This is a genomic window from Ruegeria sp. CDSC052, assembly GCF_059610685.1.
Genome location: NZ_JBXWOB010000010.1, coordinates 67675 through 84755, shown reverse-complemented (window position 1 = coordinate 84755; position 17081 = coordinate 67675). Strand labels below are relative to the sequence as shown.

General features: G+C 57.3%; 18 protein-coding genes. 11 read left to right on the top strand and 7 right to left on the bottom strand.

Going from position 1 to position 17081, the window contains the following annotated elements; all coding sequences use genetic code 11:
• The first annotated feature begins 13 nt into the window (after window positions 1-13).
• Window positions 14-1429, top strand: coding sequence for an FAD-binding oxidoreductase (locus tag AC2FIM_RS15430; protein WP_496678295.1), 1416 nt, complete (start codon window positions 14-16; stop codon window positions 1427-1429).
• 12 nt (window positions 1430-1441) lie between these two features.
• On the opposite strand, the gene AC2FIM_RS15425 is transcribed toward AC2FIM_RS15430, so the two are convergent.
• The gene (locus tag AC2FIM_RS15425) at window positions 1442-1981 is read right to left on the bottom strand and encodes an adenine phosphoribosyltransferase (protein WP_142638010.1); all 540 of its coding nucleotides are present in this window, start codon (window positions 1979-1981) and stop codon (window positions 1442-1444) included.
• A gap of 312 nt (window positions 1982-2293) precedes the next feature.
• Between AC2FIM_RS15425 and AC2FIM_RS15420 the strand changes: the two genes are divergently transcribed.
• On the top strand, window positions 2294-2467 hold the full coding sequence (locus tag AC2FIM_RS15420; protein ID WP_281995766.1) for a hypothetical protein: 174 nt from the start codon (window positions 2294-2296) through the stop codon (window positions 2465-2467).
• Between the two features lie 4 nt (window positions 2468-2471).
• On the opposite strand, the gene AC2FIM_RS15415 is transcribed toward AC2FIM_RS15420, so the two are convergent.
• From AC2FIM_RS15415 to AC2FIM_RS15405, 3 genes are all read right to left on the bottom strand, one after another.
• The gene (locus AC2FIM_RS15415; RefSeq protein ID WP_496678298.1) at window positions 2472-3101 is read right to left on the bottom strand and encodes a LysE family translocator; all 630 of its coding nucleotides are present in this window, start codon (window positions 3099-3101) and stop codon (window positions 2472-2474) included.
• A 51-nt stretch (window positions 3102-3152) separates the two neighbouring features.
• Entirely contained in the window at window positions 3153-4169 is a 1017-nt protein-coding gene (locus AC2FIM_RS15410; protein ID WP_496708225.1) for a DUF418 domain-containing protein, read from the bottom strand.
• Between the two features lie 99 nt (window positions 4170-4268).
• Window positions 4269-5141 carry an S-methyl-5'-thioadenosine phosphorylase gene (locus AC2FIM_RS15405; RefSeq protein ID WP_496708226.1) on the bottom strand — a complete coding sequence of 291 codons (873 nt, stop codon included), beginning with the start codon at window positions 5139-5141 and terminating at the stop codon, window positions 4269-4271.
• A 301-nt stretch (window positions 5142-5442) separates the two neighbouring features.
• On the opposite strand from AC2FIM_RS15405, the gene AC2FIM_RS15400 reads away from it, so the two are divergent.
• Window positions 5443-7077: a SulP family inorganic anion transporter gene (locus AC2FIM_RS15400; RefSeq protein WP_496678305.1), complete on the top strand. Its 1635-nt coding sequence runs from the start codon at window positions 5443-5445 to the stop codon at window positions 7075-7077.
• 31 nt (window positions 7078-7108) lie between these two features.
• Here AC2FIM_RS15400 and AC2FIM_RS15395 read toward each other — a convergent pair whose 3' ends face one another.
• Complete coding sequence (locus AC2FIM_RS15395) at window positions 7109-7747, bottom strand: CatB-related O-acetyltransferase (RefSeq protein WP_142638020.1); 639 nt, start codon at window positions 7745-7747, stop codon at window positions 7109-7111.
• Window positions 7747-8352: a flavin reductase family protein gene (locus AC2FIM_RS15390; RefSeq protein WP_142638022.1), complete on the bottom strand. Its 606-nt coding sequence runs from the start codon at window positions 8350-8352 to the stop codon at window positions 7747-7749. The genes AC2FIM_RS15395 and AC2FIM_RS15390 overlap by 1 nt, the downstream gene beginning before the upstream one ends.
• A gap of 71 nt (window positions 8353-8423) precedes the next feature.
• Between AC2FIM_RS15390 and AC2FIM_RS15385 the strand changes: the two genes are divergently transcribed.
• The 5 genes from AC2FIM_RS15385 (at window position 8424) to AC2FIM_RS15365 (ending at window position 11453) form a co-directional block, all read left to right on the top strand.
• The gene (locus AC2FIM_RS15385; protein ID WP_142638024.1) at window positions 8424-8918 is read left to right on the top strand and encodes a GNAT family N-acetyltransferase; all 495 of its coding nucleotides are present in this window, start codon (window positions 8424-8426) and stop codon (window positions 8916-8918) included.
• Window positions 8919-8971: 53 nt separating this feature from the next.
• Window positions 8972-9730, top strand: a complete 759-nt coding sequence (locus AC2FIM_RS15380; RefSeq protein ID WP_142638025.1) for an EcsC family protein — start codon at window positions 8972-8974, stop codon at window positions 9728-9730.
• Between the two features lie 96 nt (window positions 9731-9826).
• Window positions 9827-10285 carry an NUDIX hydrolase gene (locus AC2FIM_RS15375; protein ID WP_271950475.1) on the top strand — a complete coding sequence of 153 codons (459 nt, stop codon included), beginning with the start codon at window positions 9827-9829 and terminating at the stop codon, window positions 10283-10285.
• A 70-nt stretch (window positions 10286-10355) separates the two neighbouring features.
• Window positions 10356-10811 (top strand): DUF1178 family protein, encoded by a 456-nt coding sequence (locus AC2FIM_RS15370; RefSeq protein ID WP_281973266.1) that lies wholly within the window; start codon window positions 10356-10358, stop codon window positions 10809-10811.
• Between the two features lie 3 nt (window positions 10812-10814).
• Window positions 10815-11453 carry an SDR family NAD(P)-dependent oxidoreductase gene (locus AC2FIM_RS15365; RefSeq protein ID WP_281973265.1) on the top strand — a complete coding sequence of 213 codons (639 nt, stop codon included), beginning with the start codon at window positions 10815-10817 and terminating at the stop codon, window positions 11451-11453.
• On the opposite strand, the gene AC2FIM_RS15360 is transcribed toward AC2FIM_RS15365, so the two are convergent.
• Window positions 11447-11803 carry a hypothetical protein gene (locus AC2FIM_RS15360; protein WP_142638033.1) on the bottom strand — a complete coding sequence of 119 codons (357 nt, stop codon included), beginning with the start codon at window positions 11801-11803 and terminating at the stop codon, window positions 11447-11449. The genes AC2FIM_RS15365 and AC2FIM_RS15360 overlap by 7 nt on opposite strands.
• Before the next feature lie 164 nt (window positions 11804-11967).
• Here AC2FIM_RS15360 and AC2FIM_RS15355 point away from each other — a divergent pair, with 164 nt between their 5' ends.
• The 3 genes from AC2FIM_RS15355 to zwf all read left to right on the top strand — a co-directional run bounded on the left by AC2FIM_RS15355 (window position 11968) and on the right by zwf (window position 17080).
• The gene (locus tag AC2FIM_RS15355) at window positions 11968-13206 is read left to right on the top strand and encodes an aspartate kinase (RefSeq protein WP_142638035.1); all 1239 of its coding nucleotides are present in this window, start codon (window positions 11968-11970) and stop codon (window positions 13204-13206) included.
• A 46-nt stretch (window positions 13207-13252) separates the two neighbouring features.
• On the top strand, window positions 13253-15496 hold the full coding sequence (gene ptsP / locus AC2FIM_RS15350) for a phosphoenolpyruvate--protein phosphotransferase (RefSeq protein ID WP_142638037.1): 2244 nt from the start codon (window positions 13253-13255) through the stop codon (window positions 15494-15496).
• A 138-nt stretch (window positions 15497-15634) separates the two neighbouring features.
• Window positions 15635-17080 (top strand): glucose-6-phosphate dehydrogenase, encoded by a 1446-nt coding sequence (gene zwf, locus AC2FIM_RS15345; protein WP_496678318.1) that lies wholly within the window; start codon window positions 15635-15637, stop codon window positions 17078-17080.
• The last annotated feature ends 1 nt before the right edge of the window (window position 17081 follow it).

Here is a 17081-nt window from a genome sequence, read left to right as displayed (position 1 = left end):
GCAAGGAATGGGCATGACCCTGAATCCCGCAGACGATCAATTCGCCCAATCAATTCGCGCCGCCTTGCCGGATGAAGTGCTGCGACCGGTCACCGCGCGATATCTCGAGGAGCCGCGCCGTCGGATTTCCGGGCAGGCGGGGGTGCTTGCGGTGCCCAGAACGGCCGAGGAGGTGGCGGTTCTGGTCCGATTGGCTGCCGAGGCATCGGTCCCGGTGGTGCCATATGGGGGCGGCACCGGTGTGGTTGGCGGTCAGGTGACGTCGGACGGGCCTGCGCCTTTGCTGATCTCGCTAGAGCGGATGACAGCGATCCGGGCTGTCTATCCGACAGAGAATGTGATGATTGCAGAAGGCGGTGTGATCCTTGCAGATGTGCAGGCGGCTGCCGAAGGCGCGAACCGGTTATTTCCACTTTCCCTTGCCTCACAGGGGTCATGTAGGATCGGAGGGAACCTGTCGACAAATGCAGGGGGGGTTAACGTGTTGCGCTATGGAAACGCCCGTGACCTGTGTCTGGGCCTTGAGGCGGTTCTACCAAGCGGCGAAATCTGGCATGGGCTCAGCCGGTTGCGAAAGGACAATACCGGGTATGATCTGCGCAATCTTTTGATCGGAGCCGAAGGGACGCTAGGGATCATCACTGCGGCGGCACTCAAGCTGTTTCCCTGCCCTGAGGCGGTTGGAACGGCCATGGTTCAGGTCACCTCTGCCGAAGCGGCGGTTGATTTGCTGGCGCTGGCGCGGGACCTCATGGGGGACAGCGTCAGCGCATTTGAACTGATTCACCAACAGGGGCTTTTGTTCCTGAGTGAGGTTCTGCCAGACACGCGGCAGGCCTTTGCCGAGCCGCCCGAATGGTCTGTACTGATCGAGATTGGCTTGTCGATGGGCCAATCACCTGAAACCGCGTTTGAGGTGCTGTACGAGGCCGCTGAGGTACGTGGGCTGGTCACCGATGCGGTGATTGCCCAAAGTGAGGCGCAGCGGCAGGACATGTGGGCCGTGCGCGAGCGTATTCCGGATGCAAACCGGCTGATCGGGTCGGTCTCAAGCCACGATATCTCGGTGCCGATCTCGGCCATCCCAGAATTTATCCAGCGTGGTGCAGATGTTGTGGCCGCGCTTGGTCCGTATCGGGTGAACTGCTTCGGGCATCTAGGCGACGGAAACCTACATTACAATGTGTTTCCGCCAAACGGGCATTCCCGGTCAGAGTATGACGCCGAAAGCGCGAAGGTAAAAAGGGCCGTTCATGACCTTGTGCATGAGTTTCAGGGATCCGTCAGCGCAGAGCACGGTATCGGGCGATTGAAGACCGAAGATCTGGAGCGATATGGCGATCCGGTCAAATTGAGCGCGATGCGGGCGATCAAATCGGCGTTGGACCCCAAAGGGATCATGAACCCCGGCGCGGTCCTGCGGCTGTAACTGTGGGATCGATCAGAGTCCTTCGAATTCGCACAGGACATGAACATCCATGCCCATCTCTTCCAGAACCTTGCGCCCGCCCAGTTCTGGCAGGTCAATGATGAAGGAACATGACACGATCTCGCCGCCCAGCCGTTCGATCAGTTTGATCCCGGCGGCGGCGGTGCCTCCGGTGGCCAGCAGGTCATCCACGACCAGAATTTTCTCACCCGGTTGGATGGCGTCATCGTGAATCTCGACAATGGCCTCGCCATATTCCAGCGTGTAATCCTGGCTGATTGTTGTGCCGGGCAGCTTGCCCTTTTTGCGGATGGGGACGAAACCGACGCTCAGCTGATGAGCGATGGCGCCGCCCAAAATGAAACCGCGCGCCTCAAGTCCCACGACCTTGTCGATCTGTTCGCCAGCATAGGGGTGCAACATTTGGTCAATCGCCATACGAAACCCGCGCGGGTCCGCAAACAAGGTGGTGACATCCCGAAACATGATCCCTTCGTGCGGAAAGTCGACGATGGTTCGGATGTAATCCTTGACCGACTTGTTTCTTGACATGACCATCCCCTTCTGGCGTCAAAACACGCTGGGTTGTTTGGCCTATCGGGGACGGTCATGCAAGAACAGAATGAACGTGCTGGCTTGCAATCTTCCTAGAACGTGCGATTGCCTATCTCACCGAAAAAACCAGATAGGTTTCCCAAGACGTCGTCTTTTTTAGCCAATGCGTTGGTTCCGAAAAAGAATTACCTGAATTGAACACAGGCTACTTGCAAAGATTCCGCAAGGTTGTTAGCTGCCCATCATATGTTTTCTATATACTTAGTATATACGTTTCATTCCTTCTGAAGTCTTTTGGAGACAAAGTGCATGTCAGGGACAGATCGTAAGGTTTCAGCCAAAAAGGACAGCCAGCTGGTTCTGCGGCTGGATCGTGGCGAGCGCGATGCTTTTGTAGAGCTGTGCAGGGAACTCGACACGTCGGCGGCGCGAGAAATCAGGCGGTTTATTCGCGGATTTATGAATGATCACACTGCAGAATAGGCCCTCAGGCCGGGCGACGCAGGATTGATGTGGCGATCCCCATACCGATCAGGGTCAGCCCCCCGAAACGCGTCAATGCGCGAATGGTGCTTGCGCGGCCGATCATATGGCGCAGCCGATCTGCCAAAAGGGCATAGGCCAATGCGTTCAACCAGGCCAGCCCGACGAAGGTGCCTATCAGGATCGCGAATTGAGGGCCCAAAGGTTCGGTAGGGCGCAGGAATTGCGGCACGAAGGCGATAAAGAACGCAATCGATTTGGGGTTCAGGGCGGTTACAGCGGCCGCGTGACCAAAGACGCCTCGCGCAGTGATATCTGCGCCGGGTTCAACCGCCTGCAGCCCCGCCGACGGTGCGCTGCGCAGTAGCTTGATGCCCAGCCAGACCAGATAGGCCGCGCCGACCCACTTTAGGACAGAAAACAACGTAGCTGAGGCCAGCACCAACGCCCCCAAACCCAGCAATGAGGCCGTCATGGCCACCAAATCGCCAACCGCCACCCCGGTGGTCGAGGCTACGGCAACGCTGCGGCCTTTGGACAGCGCATAGCTGAGCACCAGCAGAACAGTGGGGCCGGGGATCAGCAGCAAAGCGGTGGATGCGGCCACAAAGGCCAGCCAGATGTCAAAGGGCATGTGATCTCCGATTAAGATACGCCAGTATCAAGCTTTGGTGACGAGCAAAGGTCAAGCCCCTGAGGGCCGGGTCACGCGGTGCATCAACGCCTCAAGTGGTCCGCGTCTGAAGAGCAGGAACCATAGCAGCGCAAATCCTGAGGACAGCACGCAGAAACCCAAGGCGTAGCCAACGATCTGTGGCGCGCTGAGCGATCCGTCCAGCAGGCCGGCCTCTTCCAGAATGCCCATCCCGATTACGATATGCGCAATATAAAGCGTCAGGCTTTGCCGTCCGGGCGCAGTCAGCGCCATCGCGGCGCCCAGCCCCTGAATCCGCGGCCAGAGCTTTAGCAACAGGCCGATCACCACACAGGCGGTTCCAGCCCCGGCCAAAATGTAAAACGGCCCCGGAGGGATGGATTGAGTGCCCAGATAGGCGGCCAGGTCAGGATCGGTTGTCAGCTTTTGCGGAAACAGGGCCAGAACGGCTGCGCCAAATCCCCACATGATCAAACGGTGCTGAACACAGACCGTCTGTAGTTGCGATCGCCCAATCGCCATACCGATCAGCAAGAACGCTGCCCAAGGTAGAACGGGGTGCCAACCATTGAACAGCAAGTTTCGTACAAAGCCCGGTATCGTCCACAGGTCGGTATGGGTCAGGGAAAGCCAGTCCCATCCCTGATCATAGTCAAAGATAAGACTGGCGAGAACGGCCAGGACAACGACACTGCATGCGCCAAGCCACAACCCAAAGATCGACGAGGACAGAAACGCCGCGCCGACAACAAAATACAATGCATAGAAATGCAGGATATCGGCCTCAAACATGGCCATGTTGATCAGGCCAAGTACGAACAGAAATGCAGCCCGTCGTAACAGAATCCTAGCAGAAGGGCTGGACAGGCCAATACCGATCCCGGCCAGAATGACATACAATGCAGCAGCACGACCTTCCAGTGCATCGACAAGCGCCGATGCCCAGTCATCTGTCGGTTTGACCTGCGCCGCGATGCGAAAGTTCACCAGCACCATGCCGCAAAATGCCAGAAAGCGTGCGGCGTCCAGGGCCTCGAGCCGTTTCATTCCTATCCTCTCCGTTCCCTGCCGCCCGTACCGAACTTAAAAGGCTGCCTTTCGGTTAAGTACTGATGCGGCCGACCGGAATAGGGTTGATACCAATCGCTAGAGCACCCGCCCCGCGACTGCGTCCAGTTTCGCCAGCAGCGCCGGATCACGTTTTTCTGGCGCGGTCAGGATCGCGTATTCCAGCGCCCGGTCACACCCGTGCGGGCAGGGCAGGCGCGCTACCCCCAGCAACTCTGGCAAGCCCTTGACCAGCGCTCGGCCTTTTTCGGCGTTCCCGGTTAGGGTGGCGATAATGGCGGTCACGTCGACCTCGCCATGGTCCGGGTGCCAACTGTCATAGTCGGTGACCATCGCGATCGAAGCATAACAAAGCTCGGCTTCTCGGGCGAGTTTAGCCTCGGGCATGTTGGTCATTCCGATCACATCGCAGCCCCAATGCTCGCGGTACATTTTGGATTCTGCCAGTGTCGAGAACTGCGGCCCCTCCATCGCCAGATAGGTGCCGTCGCGATGAACGGTGATGCCGGCGGCCTTGCCAGCAGTCTCACAAGCATCTGACAAGCGCGGGCAGGTTGGGTGTGCAACGCTGACATGGGCCACGCAGCCAGAGCCAAAAAAGCTTTTGTCCCGCGCAAAGGTGCGATCGATGAACTGGTCGACGACAACAAAATCTCCGGGCGCCATATGCTCGCGGAATGATCCGCAGGCCGAGATCGAGATCACATCCGTGATCCCCAGACGTTTCAGCGCGTCAATATTGGCGCGATAGGGCACGTCCGTCGGCGAATGAATGTGGCCACGCCCGTGGCGAGGCAGGAACGCCATCTCGATCCCGTTCAGCGCGCCGGTCAGTATTTGGTCCGAAGGTTTACCCCAAGGCGTTTCAACCGAGACCCATTGCGCATTCTCCAATCCGTCGATGTCGTAAATGCCTGATCCGCCGATGACGGCAATCTTGGTCTGGGTCACTGGTTTTCTCCGATTACGGTGCTTGTTCAAGGATTTGTGCGCTGGGCTGCCTGGTTTGACAAGGGTGAACGCCCGGTGGTTCTATCACTTTTTCGCAGGGGTTCGGGTCGTTGCTATCCGAGCCAGGCAGAGCATCAAGCCAAGGTGTGACGGCAACGAACCGACATCAATTCACCTATTCGCGAGATATGTGCTATGCGTGCTGCGCATATCAGCCTCCCGCCTGATGCGGTGGCTCAAAAACCGGTTCACAGATAGAAGTCCCTTTTTCGCGCGAACCCATAAACCAACAGGACGCCCTATGCCCCGAGCTATGCTGGCAAGCTTTGCCAATCGTATCGCCAAACCTGATCTTCGTTGGGTTCCGGATGAGGGCCTGACCGTCTCGCGCCTTCGGATCGAGCTGCTGTCCGGCCTGACGGTTGCACTTGCTTTAGTCCCTGAGGCGGTGGCCTTTGCGTTTGTCGCGGGCGTGCATCCTCTGGTTGGTTTGTATGCTGCGTTCATGGTGGGGCTGATTACTGCACTGATCGGTGGGCGTCCGGGTATGATTTCGGGCGCAACCGGGGCCCTGGCCGTGGTGATGGTTGCCTTGGTGGCAGAACATGGGGTCGAATACCTCTTCGCTACAGTTGTTTTGATGGGAATACTGCAGCTGATCGCAGGGGCGATGCACTGGGGGCGTTTTATCAGGCTGGTACCACATCCAGTGATGCTGGGGTTTGTGAACGGATTGGCCATCGTGATTTTTCTGGCCCAGATGGGCCAGTTCAAAGTTCCCGGCAGCATGGAAAACACGGGCCATGGCATGAGCGGTGGCGAATGGCTTTCCGGTATTCAGCTTTTTACCATGTTGGGTCTGGTCGGCCTGACTATGGCGGTGATCCTTATCGTGCCGCGCATTACACGCATTGTCCCGGCGCCTTTGGCAGGGATCATGGTCGTCGCAGCATTGGTGATTGGTTTTGGACTGGACGTCCCACGGGTGGGCGATCTTGCCTCGATCGAAGGTGGCTTGCCGCCGTTCCACATCCCGATGGTGCCGCTGAACTGGGAGACGTTTGAGATCATCCTGCCATACGCCGTAATATTGGCAGCGATTGGCCTGATCGAGTCGCTTCTGACCCTGAACCTTGTTGGCGAAATCACCGGCAAACGTGGCGGTGCCTCGCAAGAATGTATCGCCCAAGGGTTTGCCAATGTGGCCACTGGCTTTTTCGGAGGCATGGGCGGCTGTGCCATGATAGGTCAGTCCATGATCAACGTGAAATCAGGTGGGCGTACGCGCATTGCCGGTATCGCAGCGGCGCTGTTCCTGTTGGTATTCATCCTGTTCGCCTCCCCGCTGATTGAGCAGATTCCATTGGCCGCTTTGGTCGGGGTCATGTTCATGGTGGTGATCGGGACCTTCGCCTGGAATTCGTTCAAGATCATGCGCAAAGTGCCTTTGATGGACGCGTTTGTCATCGTGCTGGTGACAGTCGTGACTGTGATGGAGGACCTGGCGGTAGCGGTTGTTGTTGGTGTGATCGTCTCGGCCCTGGCTTATGCTTGGAATAACGCCAAGCGTATCCATGCAATCACCCGCGATTCACTGACGGAAAAAGGCGCAAAGGTCTACGAGATTCAAGGGCCGCTGTTCTTTGGTTCGTCCGAGGGATTTGTTGAGATATTCGACGTTTCAAACGACCCGGAAACCGTGATTGTCGATTTTGCCGAAAGCCGTGTGGTGGATCAGTCGGCATTGCAGGCCATCGAGAACATCGCTTCGAAATATGAAACCGCAGGAAAGCGCGTCATGCTCCGTCACCTCAGTCGTGACTGTCACAAACTGCTGAACAAGGCAGGCCATTTGATGGTCGACAGCGACGATGACCCCGATTACGCGCTGGCGGTCGATTATTCTGTTCGCACCGGCATTCTGGGTGGGCACTGATTGTGAAAGGCGGCCAAATGGGCCGCCTTTTTTAGGGGGCTAAACGCTCCAGCATATCGACGTTTCCGGACAGCAGAGCACTTTCGGCTTCGGTAATCAGATCAGTTGGCCAATCCCACCACTTCAAAGCAAGCAGCCGGTCGATTGTACCGGCCTCAAACCGATACCGTCGTACTTCTGCAGGATTGCCTGTCACGATTGCATAAGGCGGTACTGTTCCGCGCACGACGGATCCTGCACCGATAATGGCGCCATCTCCGATTTCAGCGCCAGGCATGATCAAGGCACCGTATGCGATCCAAACGTCATTTCCGATCACGGTATCGCGCCTGTCAGGTTGATATTCCAACAGCTTTTCGGGATCGAAAACGGGAAAAGGATAGCATGTCGCCCCGCTCATGGCGTGATTGGCCGATGAAGTGATGAACCGGACGCCGTGGGCGATTTGACAGAATCTACCCAAGACAAGTTTTTCGCGGGAAAACGGGAATAGATAAGGGGCAAGGCGTTGCGCCCAATCCTCTGGTGCGTCGAAATCCGACGCATAGCTGTATTCACCGGCTTCTATTCTGGGGTGGTCGATAGCCTGAGACAGGAAGACCGTTCCCGGGTGGTCCGAGCCGTCAGGCAATGTGATTGGGTATCGGCGCGATGCGTCAGGTAAAGGCATTAGTCATCCGGTCTTGAAAGGCTGAACAGCTCGGACGCGACCGAATAATCCCGGTAGCCAAGCCGTGCCAGTGGTTTGAAAGACGTCACATCGAATTTGCCATCCCGCATATGGTCGTCGTGCAGATGCACCCCTGTCACTTCGCCGAACACAACCCGGTTCGCCTGTCCGGGCAGGGTCACGATCTGCGTGAGCTTGCATTCTAGTGCGGCTGGGGCACCTTCGACACGGGCGCAGGGAATGGTCTCGCATTCGATTGCGGTGAGGCCGGCGTGTTTGAACTCGTCGACATGTTTGGGCAGCGCGGCTGAACTGGCGTTCATGGCGTCGCGGTGGGCGTGGGCGACAACGTTCACGCAGAATACGCCTGTTGCCTCGATATTGGCGATGCTGTCCTTTCCACCGTCCTGATCGGCCTTGGTTCCGGTCGAGGCAAACATGACCTGCGGGGGTGTGTAGGCCACACCATTAAAGAACGAATAGGGCGCGAGGTTGTTGGTCCCATCCGCGCCACGGGTTGATATCCAGCCGATCGGGCGGGGGGTGATGATGGCGTTGAACGGATTGTGTGGCAGGCCATGGCCGTCTTCTGGGCGATAGAACATAAGGTCTCCAAGCGTTTGCCCAAGGCGTAACGAAGTGCTAGGGCGAATTCCAGCTAGGAAAAGAGGGCAGGGTGCAGCAATTCGTGATCAGGCCGGAGGAGCCGGACGATTGGTGGGAAGTCGAGGCTTTGTACGATTTGTGCTTTGCGCCCGGGCGCGAAGCGCTGTCTTCGTATCGCCTGCGCGATGATGTTCCGCCAATGTCAGGCTTGTCACAAGTGGTGCGGGACGGGCAGGATATCCTGGCCGGTGCAATAAGATTCTGGCCCGTGCATGTTGGCGATCAGGACGCGCTGCTTTTGGGCCCTGTGGCCGTCCACCCGACCCATCAAGGTGAAGGACTGGGTGGATTTTTGATCCATGAAGGATTGCGGGCCGGGCGAACCAAGGGTTGGGACAGGGTCATGTTGGTCGGGGATGCACCCTATTATGCTCGGTTTGGTTTCACCCGTCTGACCGGGGTCGAGATGCCCCCGCCAACCAACCCGGATCGGGTTCTGGGCGTGGACCTGATACCCGGCGGATGGGACGGAATAACTGGTCCGGTAACCCGCTGGAGCCGCTGAGCTATTGAAACCGTTGCGGTAAGTGCCGATGTTCTAGGGGCAGGAGGGTACTTATGCAGGACATGGTTCTTGTCGGAAAACTCAATGCCGAAGCGGAACTGGACCGTTTGGCCGGATTTTACCAATCCGCCGGAGGGCCGGGCGTCAAGTTGTTGAACAGTGTCGGTGGCTCGGCAGAGTCGTTGCTTGAACAGCTGCCGCCATCTGTGCGCGAAGTCCTAACCGGGGCGACAGAAAAGGCGCTTTGGATTGCGATGAACGCGGCTGAAGGGTCGCGTAGGGCGGTGCCCGATCAGTTGCCATGGGTCAATACGGCCCTGACGACAGCCATGGGAGCTGCAGGCGGTATCGGTGGCGTTCCGACCGCATTGATGGAGTTACCGGCAACCACGACCATGCTGCTGCGTTCAATTCAGGGCGCTGCGGCGCGCGAAGGGTTTGACCCTTCTGAGGATGGTGTCAAATTCGACTGTGTCCGGGTATTGTCAGCCGCTGGTCCGATGTCTTTCGATGACGGCGCGGATCTGGGTTTCTTTTCGGCGCGCCTGACCCTGACAGGCCCAGCTTTGCAAAAGCTGATATCTGCCGTTGCCCCGAAACTGGCGGTGGTTTTGGGGCAAAAACTGGCTGCGCAATCTGTGCCTGTGTTGGGCGCCATAGCCGGCGGCGGTACGAATTATGTCTATACACGCTATTACCAACAGATCGCCCGCGTCCATTTTGGCCTGAGGCGGCTGTCAGTAGATGCCGATATTCCGCATGAGGTTCTGATCCGCAAACTTGAGGCGCGGATGCAAGGGATTGAAAAATAACGCTTCATATGGCATTCTTCAGGAGCAGGTCCGATAAATAAGCGCAAAAGCGCACCGGGCAGGCGGATAAAACGTTCCCTGGAGAGGCAGCAGGACGTGATCGAGCAAAGGCAACTCAACCTGCATCAAGCGGGCACTGTACGAGTCGTACGGCAATCGGCAGCTCTGTGCTATCGTGTCCAACGCGGCACGCCTCAAGTGTTGCTCATTACAACGCGTGGTTCCGGTCGTTGGATAATACCCAAGGGGAATTTGATCGAAGGCCTCTCACCCTCCGGGACAGCCAGTCAAGAAGCCTGGGAAGAGGCGGGTGTGACCGGTACTTGCACTCCAAATGCCTTTGGGCAGTTCCTGCATTACAAGCGGAGGTACAAGAAAGGATCAGCGGTTTATCTGGTCGATGTCTATCCGCTGGTGGTCAAATCCCTGGCCGCGCGATACCCTGAATGGCAAGAGCGCAAGCGCAGGTGGTTTTCGCTGGGACATGCCGCCTCTCGGGTTAATTCGCCCGATCTTGCATCATTGTTACGCAATGTAGAGCATTTGTATCACTGATGTCCCCCTCAGGGGCTTGCCATTGCAATAGTGGTTGGTATCTATTTGGCATCCGACATCTGGACAGAACATGATTCAATATGCGTTGAAATGTAATAGCGGTCACAGCTTTGACAGTTGGTTTCAATCAGCCGCCGCTTACGACAAACTTGCCGCCGCGGGCATGGTGACATGCGCTGTGTGCGGTGATCCGCAAGTTGAAAAAGCAATCATGACCCCGCGTGTCCGCCCCGGACGTACGGTCGAATCTCGTGCCACGGTTCCGACATCTCGGGATGAGGTCGTCAACATGGCTACGCCAAGCGTTGATGTCGAGAAAGCCCTTTCTGAGCTGCGGCGCAAAGTCGAGGACAACTCGGATTATGTTGGCAAGGATTTTGCCAAAGAGGCCCGTAAGATACATTTGGGCGACGCGCCGGAACGTGCGATCTATGGCGAGGCCAAGCCAGAAGAAGCCAGGGCATTGATCGATGACGGCGTTCCTGTTGCGCCGCTGCCTTTCGTACCTTCGCGCAAGACGAACTAGCCCATGCATGTTGTTATCACCGGTGCTGGGCGGGGGATCGGAAAGGTTCTGGCGGACAGGTATCGGGCGCAAGGATGCGATGTAACGGGCACGGCTCGGGATGGCAGCGCGGAGGTGGCGCTGGATGTAACAGACCCAAAACAACATAAAGCGATGGCGGAAAAACTGGCAATGCGCCCTGTTGATCTGCTGGTCTGCAATGCCGGTGTATATCTGGATAAATCCCAAACCATCGATGGCTACCCCGCCGAAATGTGGGCGCAGAGTTTCGCTGCCAATGTGACGGGGGTCTTTCTGACAGTTCAGGCCTTGTTGCCCAATCTGCGCGCGGCACAGGGAAAGATTGCGATTTTATCCTCGCAGATGGCCTCGCACACGCGGGCGCCTGGTGGCAGCTATATCTACCGCTCGTCCAAGGCGGCGGTTCTGAACCTGGGGCGCAATCTTGCTGTGGACCTGCGCGGCGACGGCATTTCAGTAGGCATTTACCATCCCGGCTGGGTTCAGACGGATATGGGTGGGACCGGGGCTGATATCACGGTTGATAAGGCTGTTCAGGGCCTAATCAACCGTTTCGATACTCTGTCACTTGAAAGTACCGGGTGCTTTGAAACCTATGAAGGCCAGTCGCACCCTTACTGACGGGCAAGAGCGACTTTAGGGATCTCATATACCTCACCGGGATCAACGAAAATCACCATAACATCGCCTCGGTTTTCATAGGTGATCTTAGCTGCCGAATTTGTTGAATCCGGGATGCCATCGGTGAAATAGATGTTGCGGACTTCGCCATTTCCCATCGCAACCGCAAGCGTAGAGCTGCCGTCGTCACGGCGCCGCATTTCGGCGTTGCAAGTGCGCATCGCCTCGCCTGGGCTGGTCGCACAGGGCACCTTCCCCAAGGCGTTTTGACCGTCGGTGCCGGTCAGCGAGGCGACTTGCGCCGCCGCAGGTGTGGAAAATAGGGCAAGGACAAGGGCAAGACGGTGCATTGAATACCTCGTAGTGAATTTGATGCGTCAGGCTTACACCGTCATACGCGGTTGTAAAGCGATGCTAGGCCCCGACTGATGCGGTATTGCACTCTTGCTCTTGCGGCCCCCCTCGCATAAGACGCACGGGATCTGAATTCCAAGGCGCGGAGACATCAGCCCCCATGCCCGTACTCGTGATGAAATTCGGCGGCACATCCGTCGCAAATCTGGACCGTATCCGCCGTGCTGCAAAGCGCATCGGCGTTGAGGTGGCCAAGGGTTATGACGTGATCGTCATCGTCTCGGCCATGTCGGGCAAGACCAACGAGCTGGTGGGCTGGGTCAACGAAACCTCGCCACTGTTTGATGCGCGCGAATATGACGCCGTGGTGTCTTCGGGGGAAAACGTCACCGCCGGCCTTATGGCGCTGACATTGCAAGAGATGGACGTACCAGCCCGCAGTTGGCAGGGCTGGCAGGTGCCGTTGCTGACCACCAGCGCCCACAGCCAGGCCCGGATCGAGGATATTCCGACCGACAACCTGAACCAGAAATTCGGCGAGGGCATGAAAGTGGCCGTTGTCGCGGGTTTCCAGGGTCTCAGCCCTGAAGGCCGTATCACGACACTGGGCCGTGGCGGGTCGGATACCACTGCGGTGGCCTTTGCTGCCGCATTCGGGGCCGAGCGCTGCGACATCTATACCGATGTAGACGGCGTTTACACGACCGACCCGCGCATCTGCCAAAAAGCGCGTAAGCTGGATCGGATCTCATTCGAAGAAATGCTGGAACTGGCCTCGCTTGGGGCTAAGGTGCTGCAAACCCGCTCGGTTGAGCTGGCGATGCGATATAAAGTGAAATTGCGCGTTCTCTCAAGTTTTGAAGAACAATCCGACGAGGCCGGTACGCTGGTCTGCGACGAGGAGGATATCATGGAATCCAATGTTGTGGCCGGTGTGGCCTATTCTCGTGACGAGGCCAAGATGACCGTCGTTTCCGTGGCGGACCGCCCCGGTATCGCCTCGATCATCTTCACGGCGCTTAGCGACGCGGGCGTGAATGTGGATATGATCGTTCAGAACATCTCGGACGAAGGGCGCACGGATATGACCTTTTCTTGCCCCACGGATCAGGTGACGCGCGCCGAAAAGGCGCTGTTGGCTGTGAAAGACCGAGGAGAGCTGAACTATGCCGACCTGGTCGCAGATAATGATGTCTGCAAGGTTTCTGTGGTCGGGATTGGAATGCGTTCGCAATCGGGTGTTGCGGCCAAAATGTTCAAGATACTCTCGGATGAGGGTATCAACATCAAGGTCATTACAACCTCTGAGATAAAAATTTCCGTCTTGGTAGACAGGAAATACATGGAACTTGCGGTTCAGGCACTGCATGATGCCTTTGAATTGGACAAGGCGGCCTGAGCAATTCAGCCAAGGGTCACGCCTGAAACCTTAGACTGGTTGGGCTATGGCAGACGGCACTGAAACAGAATCCCGTAAGCTGCTGGGGCGGCTGCGTGAAGAGATGGCGAGCGAAGCTGCCGGTCAGGAACGTCTTGACCGGATCACTCACCTGATCGCAGACAGTATCCGGGCCGAGGTCTGCTCGATCTATCTGTTCCGCGACGAAGAAACCCTGGAACTTTGTGCGACCGAAGGCCTGTCGCCCGAGGCCGTTCATAAGACCCGTATGCGCATGGGCGAAGGACTGGTGGGGCGCGTCGCGAAATCCGGCAAAATCGTGAACACGCCCGATGCGCCGTCAGCCAAGGGCTTTCGCTATATGCCGGAAACGGGCGAGGAGCGTTTCTCGTCTTTTCTGGGTGTGCCGATTCAGCGGCTGGGTGAAAAGCTTGGCGTTCTGGTTGTTCAGTCCCGAAACGCGCGCGAATATTCTGCGGATGAAGTTTATGCGCTGGAAGTGGTTGCAATGGTTCTGGCCGAAATGGCTGAACTGGGAGCATTCGTTGGCGAGGGCGCGGCCCTGTCGCCACGCCACCAGCAACCGGTTCAGTTTACAGGCGGCCCTGCACAAGAGGGCTCGGCCGAAGGCCATGTCTGGCTGCACGAACCGCGCGTTGTTGTTACCAACCCGATTGCCGATGACCCGCATCGCGAACAAGAACGTCTGACCGAGGCGGTCGAAGAATTGCGCGTCGGTGTCGACAAGATGCTCGAGATATCCAAGAACGGCGACAAGGAACAGCTGCAGGTTCTGGAAGCCTATCGCATGTTCGCCAACTCCAAGGGCTGGATGCGCCGAATGGAGGAGGACATTGCACTTGGGCTTAGCGCCGAAGCTGCGGTGGAAAAGGAACAATCCCAGGCGCGCGCGCGCATGAGCCAAGTCTCCGACCCCTATCTGCGCGAGCGATTGGCGGATTTGGACGATCTCAGCAACCGTCTGCTGCGCATTTTGACCGGGCAAGGGCAGACAAACAGTGCCGACCTGCCACCGGACCCAATCCTGGTTGCCCGGAATATCGGTCCAGGTGACCTGCTGGAATATGGCCGGTCCTTGAAAGGCATCGTGCTCGAAGAGGGCTCGGTCGGAAGCCATGCCACCATTGTTGCCCGTGCTTTGGCCATACCACTGGTGGTCCATGTCGGCCGCATTACGACCGAGGCCCTGAACGGAGACCATATCCTGGTTGATGGCGATCAGGGCACTGTGCAGCTGAGACCAGAAGATACCGTGGTCAGCGCGTTCCGTGATAAGGTCGCGATGCAGGCCAAGGCGCAGGAACGCTATGCCTCAATCCGCGAAACGCCCACGGTGACGCGGGATGGAGAGCGGATCAATCTGGTGATGAACGCGGGTCTGATGGCGGACCTGCCTTCGCTGAACAATTCCGGTGCCGAAGGCGTGGGCCTGTTTCGTACCGAGCTGCAGTTCCTGATCCGCAATAAGATGCCCAAGCGTTCCGAGCTTGTGACGCAATATCAGCGGGTTCTGGATGCGGCCGATAAAAAGCGCGTGGTATTTCGCACGCTGGATATCGGGTCCGACAAAGTTCTGCCCTACATGAAACATATCGAGGAGCCGAACCCGGCCTTAGGCTGGCGCGCAATTCGGGTTGGCCTGGATAAACGCGGCGTGATGCGGATGCAGCTGCAGGCTCTGATCCGGGCCGCCAATGGTCGTCCGTTGACGGTCATGTTCCCATTCGTGGCACAAGCGGAAGAGTATTATGAAGCGCGATGGGAAGTGAATAAGACCATCGACCGCGAGAAACGTCTGGGCCATGCCCTGCCTGAAAGTATTGAAGTCGGAGCGATGTTGGAAACACCCTCACTCGCTTTTGCACCGCAGAAGTTTTTTGACGAAGTCGATTTCATTTCGATTGGTGGCAATGATCTGAAACAGTTCTTCTTTGCTGCCGACCGTGAAAACGAGTTGGTCCGCCGCCGCTATGACTCGCTGAATGTCAGTTTCCTGACTTTTATCGAACGGATCGTAGAACGCTGCAACATCTCGGATACGCCACTCAGCTTCTGCGGTGAAGACGCAGGACGCCCGGTCGAGGCGCTGTGTCTGGCCGCGATGGGAATCCGGACGTTGTCGATGCGCCCGGCGTCGATTGGGCCGGTCAAAAGCGTATTGTTGCGGGCAGATCTGCAAGCAGTGCGCAAGATCATATCGGACGCTCGTCATCGCGGAGAGCAATCCGTGCGACCGGCTGTGATGGAATGGTTGCGCAGCCAGGGGTAGTGCGTCAAATCCACCCTTGCTTTCTTTTCTCGCTTTGCCTAAGGAAATAGTGAATGTTAGCGATAACATTTTCTATTCACCGGCGCTGTTAGCTTTAAGTGCTATTGTGGTTCAGCAGAGGATTGAAGGAGCCCGACGATGGTTTCACGCGTAATTCCCGTTAACCCGTTCGATCTGGTGCTGTTTGGCGCGACCGGTGATCTGGCGCAGCGAAAAATTCTGCCGGGTTTGTGTCATCGTTTCGAAGTCGGCCAGATGCCAGACGAAGCCCGGATTATCGGGTCCGCCCGATCCGCCATTGATAGTGACGCGTTTCGGGATCAGATTCGCGCCTCGATGAAAGAGTTCGCGCCGGAATTCAAAAAAGACGTTCTGGACCGCTTTCTGTCACGCGTGGAATATGTACAGGTTGATGCCTTGGGTGATGCGGGCTGGAACAATCTGGCCAAGTCATTGCGCCCAGACGTTGTGCGAGCGTTTTACCTTTCTGTCGGCCCAAGCTTGTTCTCGGGCATTGCGAAACGGCTGAACGATCACGATCTTGCAACGCCTGACAGTCGTATCGTTGTGGAAAAGCCGTTTGGTCATGATTTGGCCTCGGCCAAAGCGCTGAACGAAGGGCTGCGCGCCTGTTTCGAAGAACATCAGATCTATAGGATCGACCACTATTTGGGCAAAGAGACCGTGCAGAACCTGATGGCCCTGCGCTTTGCCAATTCCCTGTTCGAGCCGTTGTGGAACGCAACACATGTCGACCACGTCCAGATCACCGTGGCTGAAACCGTCGGCGTCGAGGGGCGCGGGGCCTATTACGATCAGTCGGGTGCAATGCGGGATATGATCCAGAACCACTTGGTACAGCTGCTGTGCCTGACTGCGATGGAGCCGCCGTCCAAGTTCTCTCCCAACGCGGTTCGCGATGAAAAGGTCAAAGTGATCGAGGCGCTTGAGCCGGTGATGCCTGCGGATATCGCCCGCGGTCAATACCGCACGGGTGAGGGCGGTGACGGGTATCTGGACCATGTCGGCAACCCTGCAAGCCGGACAGAAAGCTATATTGCGCTAAAGGTTCATTTGGGTAACTGGCGTTGGGCTGGGGTGCCTTTTTATCTGCGCACCGGAAAACGTTTGCGTGCTCGCGAGTCGGAAATCGCCGTCTACTTCAAGGATCCTCCACACACTATCTTCCCCAATGTAGGGCCATTGCATGGAAATGTGCTGGTGATCCGTCTGCAACCGGACGAAGGGATCACCCTGCGCACCACCATCAAAGATCCTGGTCCGGGCGGGTTCCGCCTGTCGGATGTGTCGCTGGATATGAGCTTTGCCGAGGCGCTGGGCGCAGATGCGCGGGCTCAGGACGCTTATGAACGGCTGGTGATGGATGTGATCCGCGGTGACCAGACACTGTTCATGCGTGGCGACGAGGCCGAAGCCGCCTGGGCTTGGGTTGACCCTATTATTCAGGGTTGGGAAAACCGGGGTGACCGGCCATCGAAATATGATCAAGGCAGTTCCGGGCCTGAAGAAGCTCTGATGCTGATGCATCGCGACGGGCGCCGCTGGCGTCAGATCGGAGGTTAGA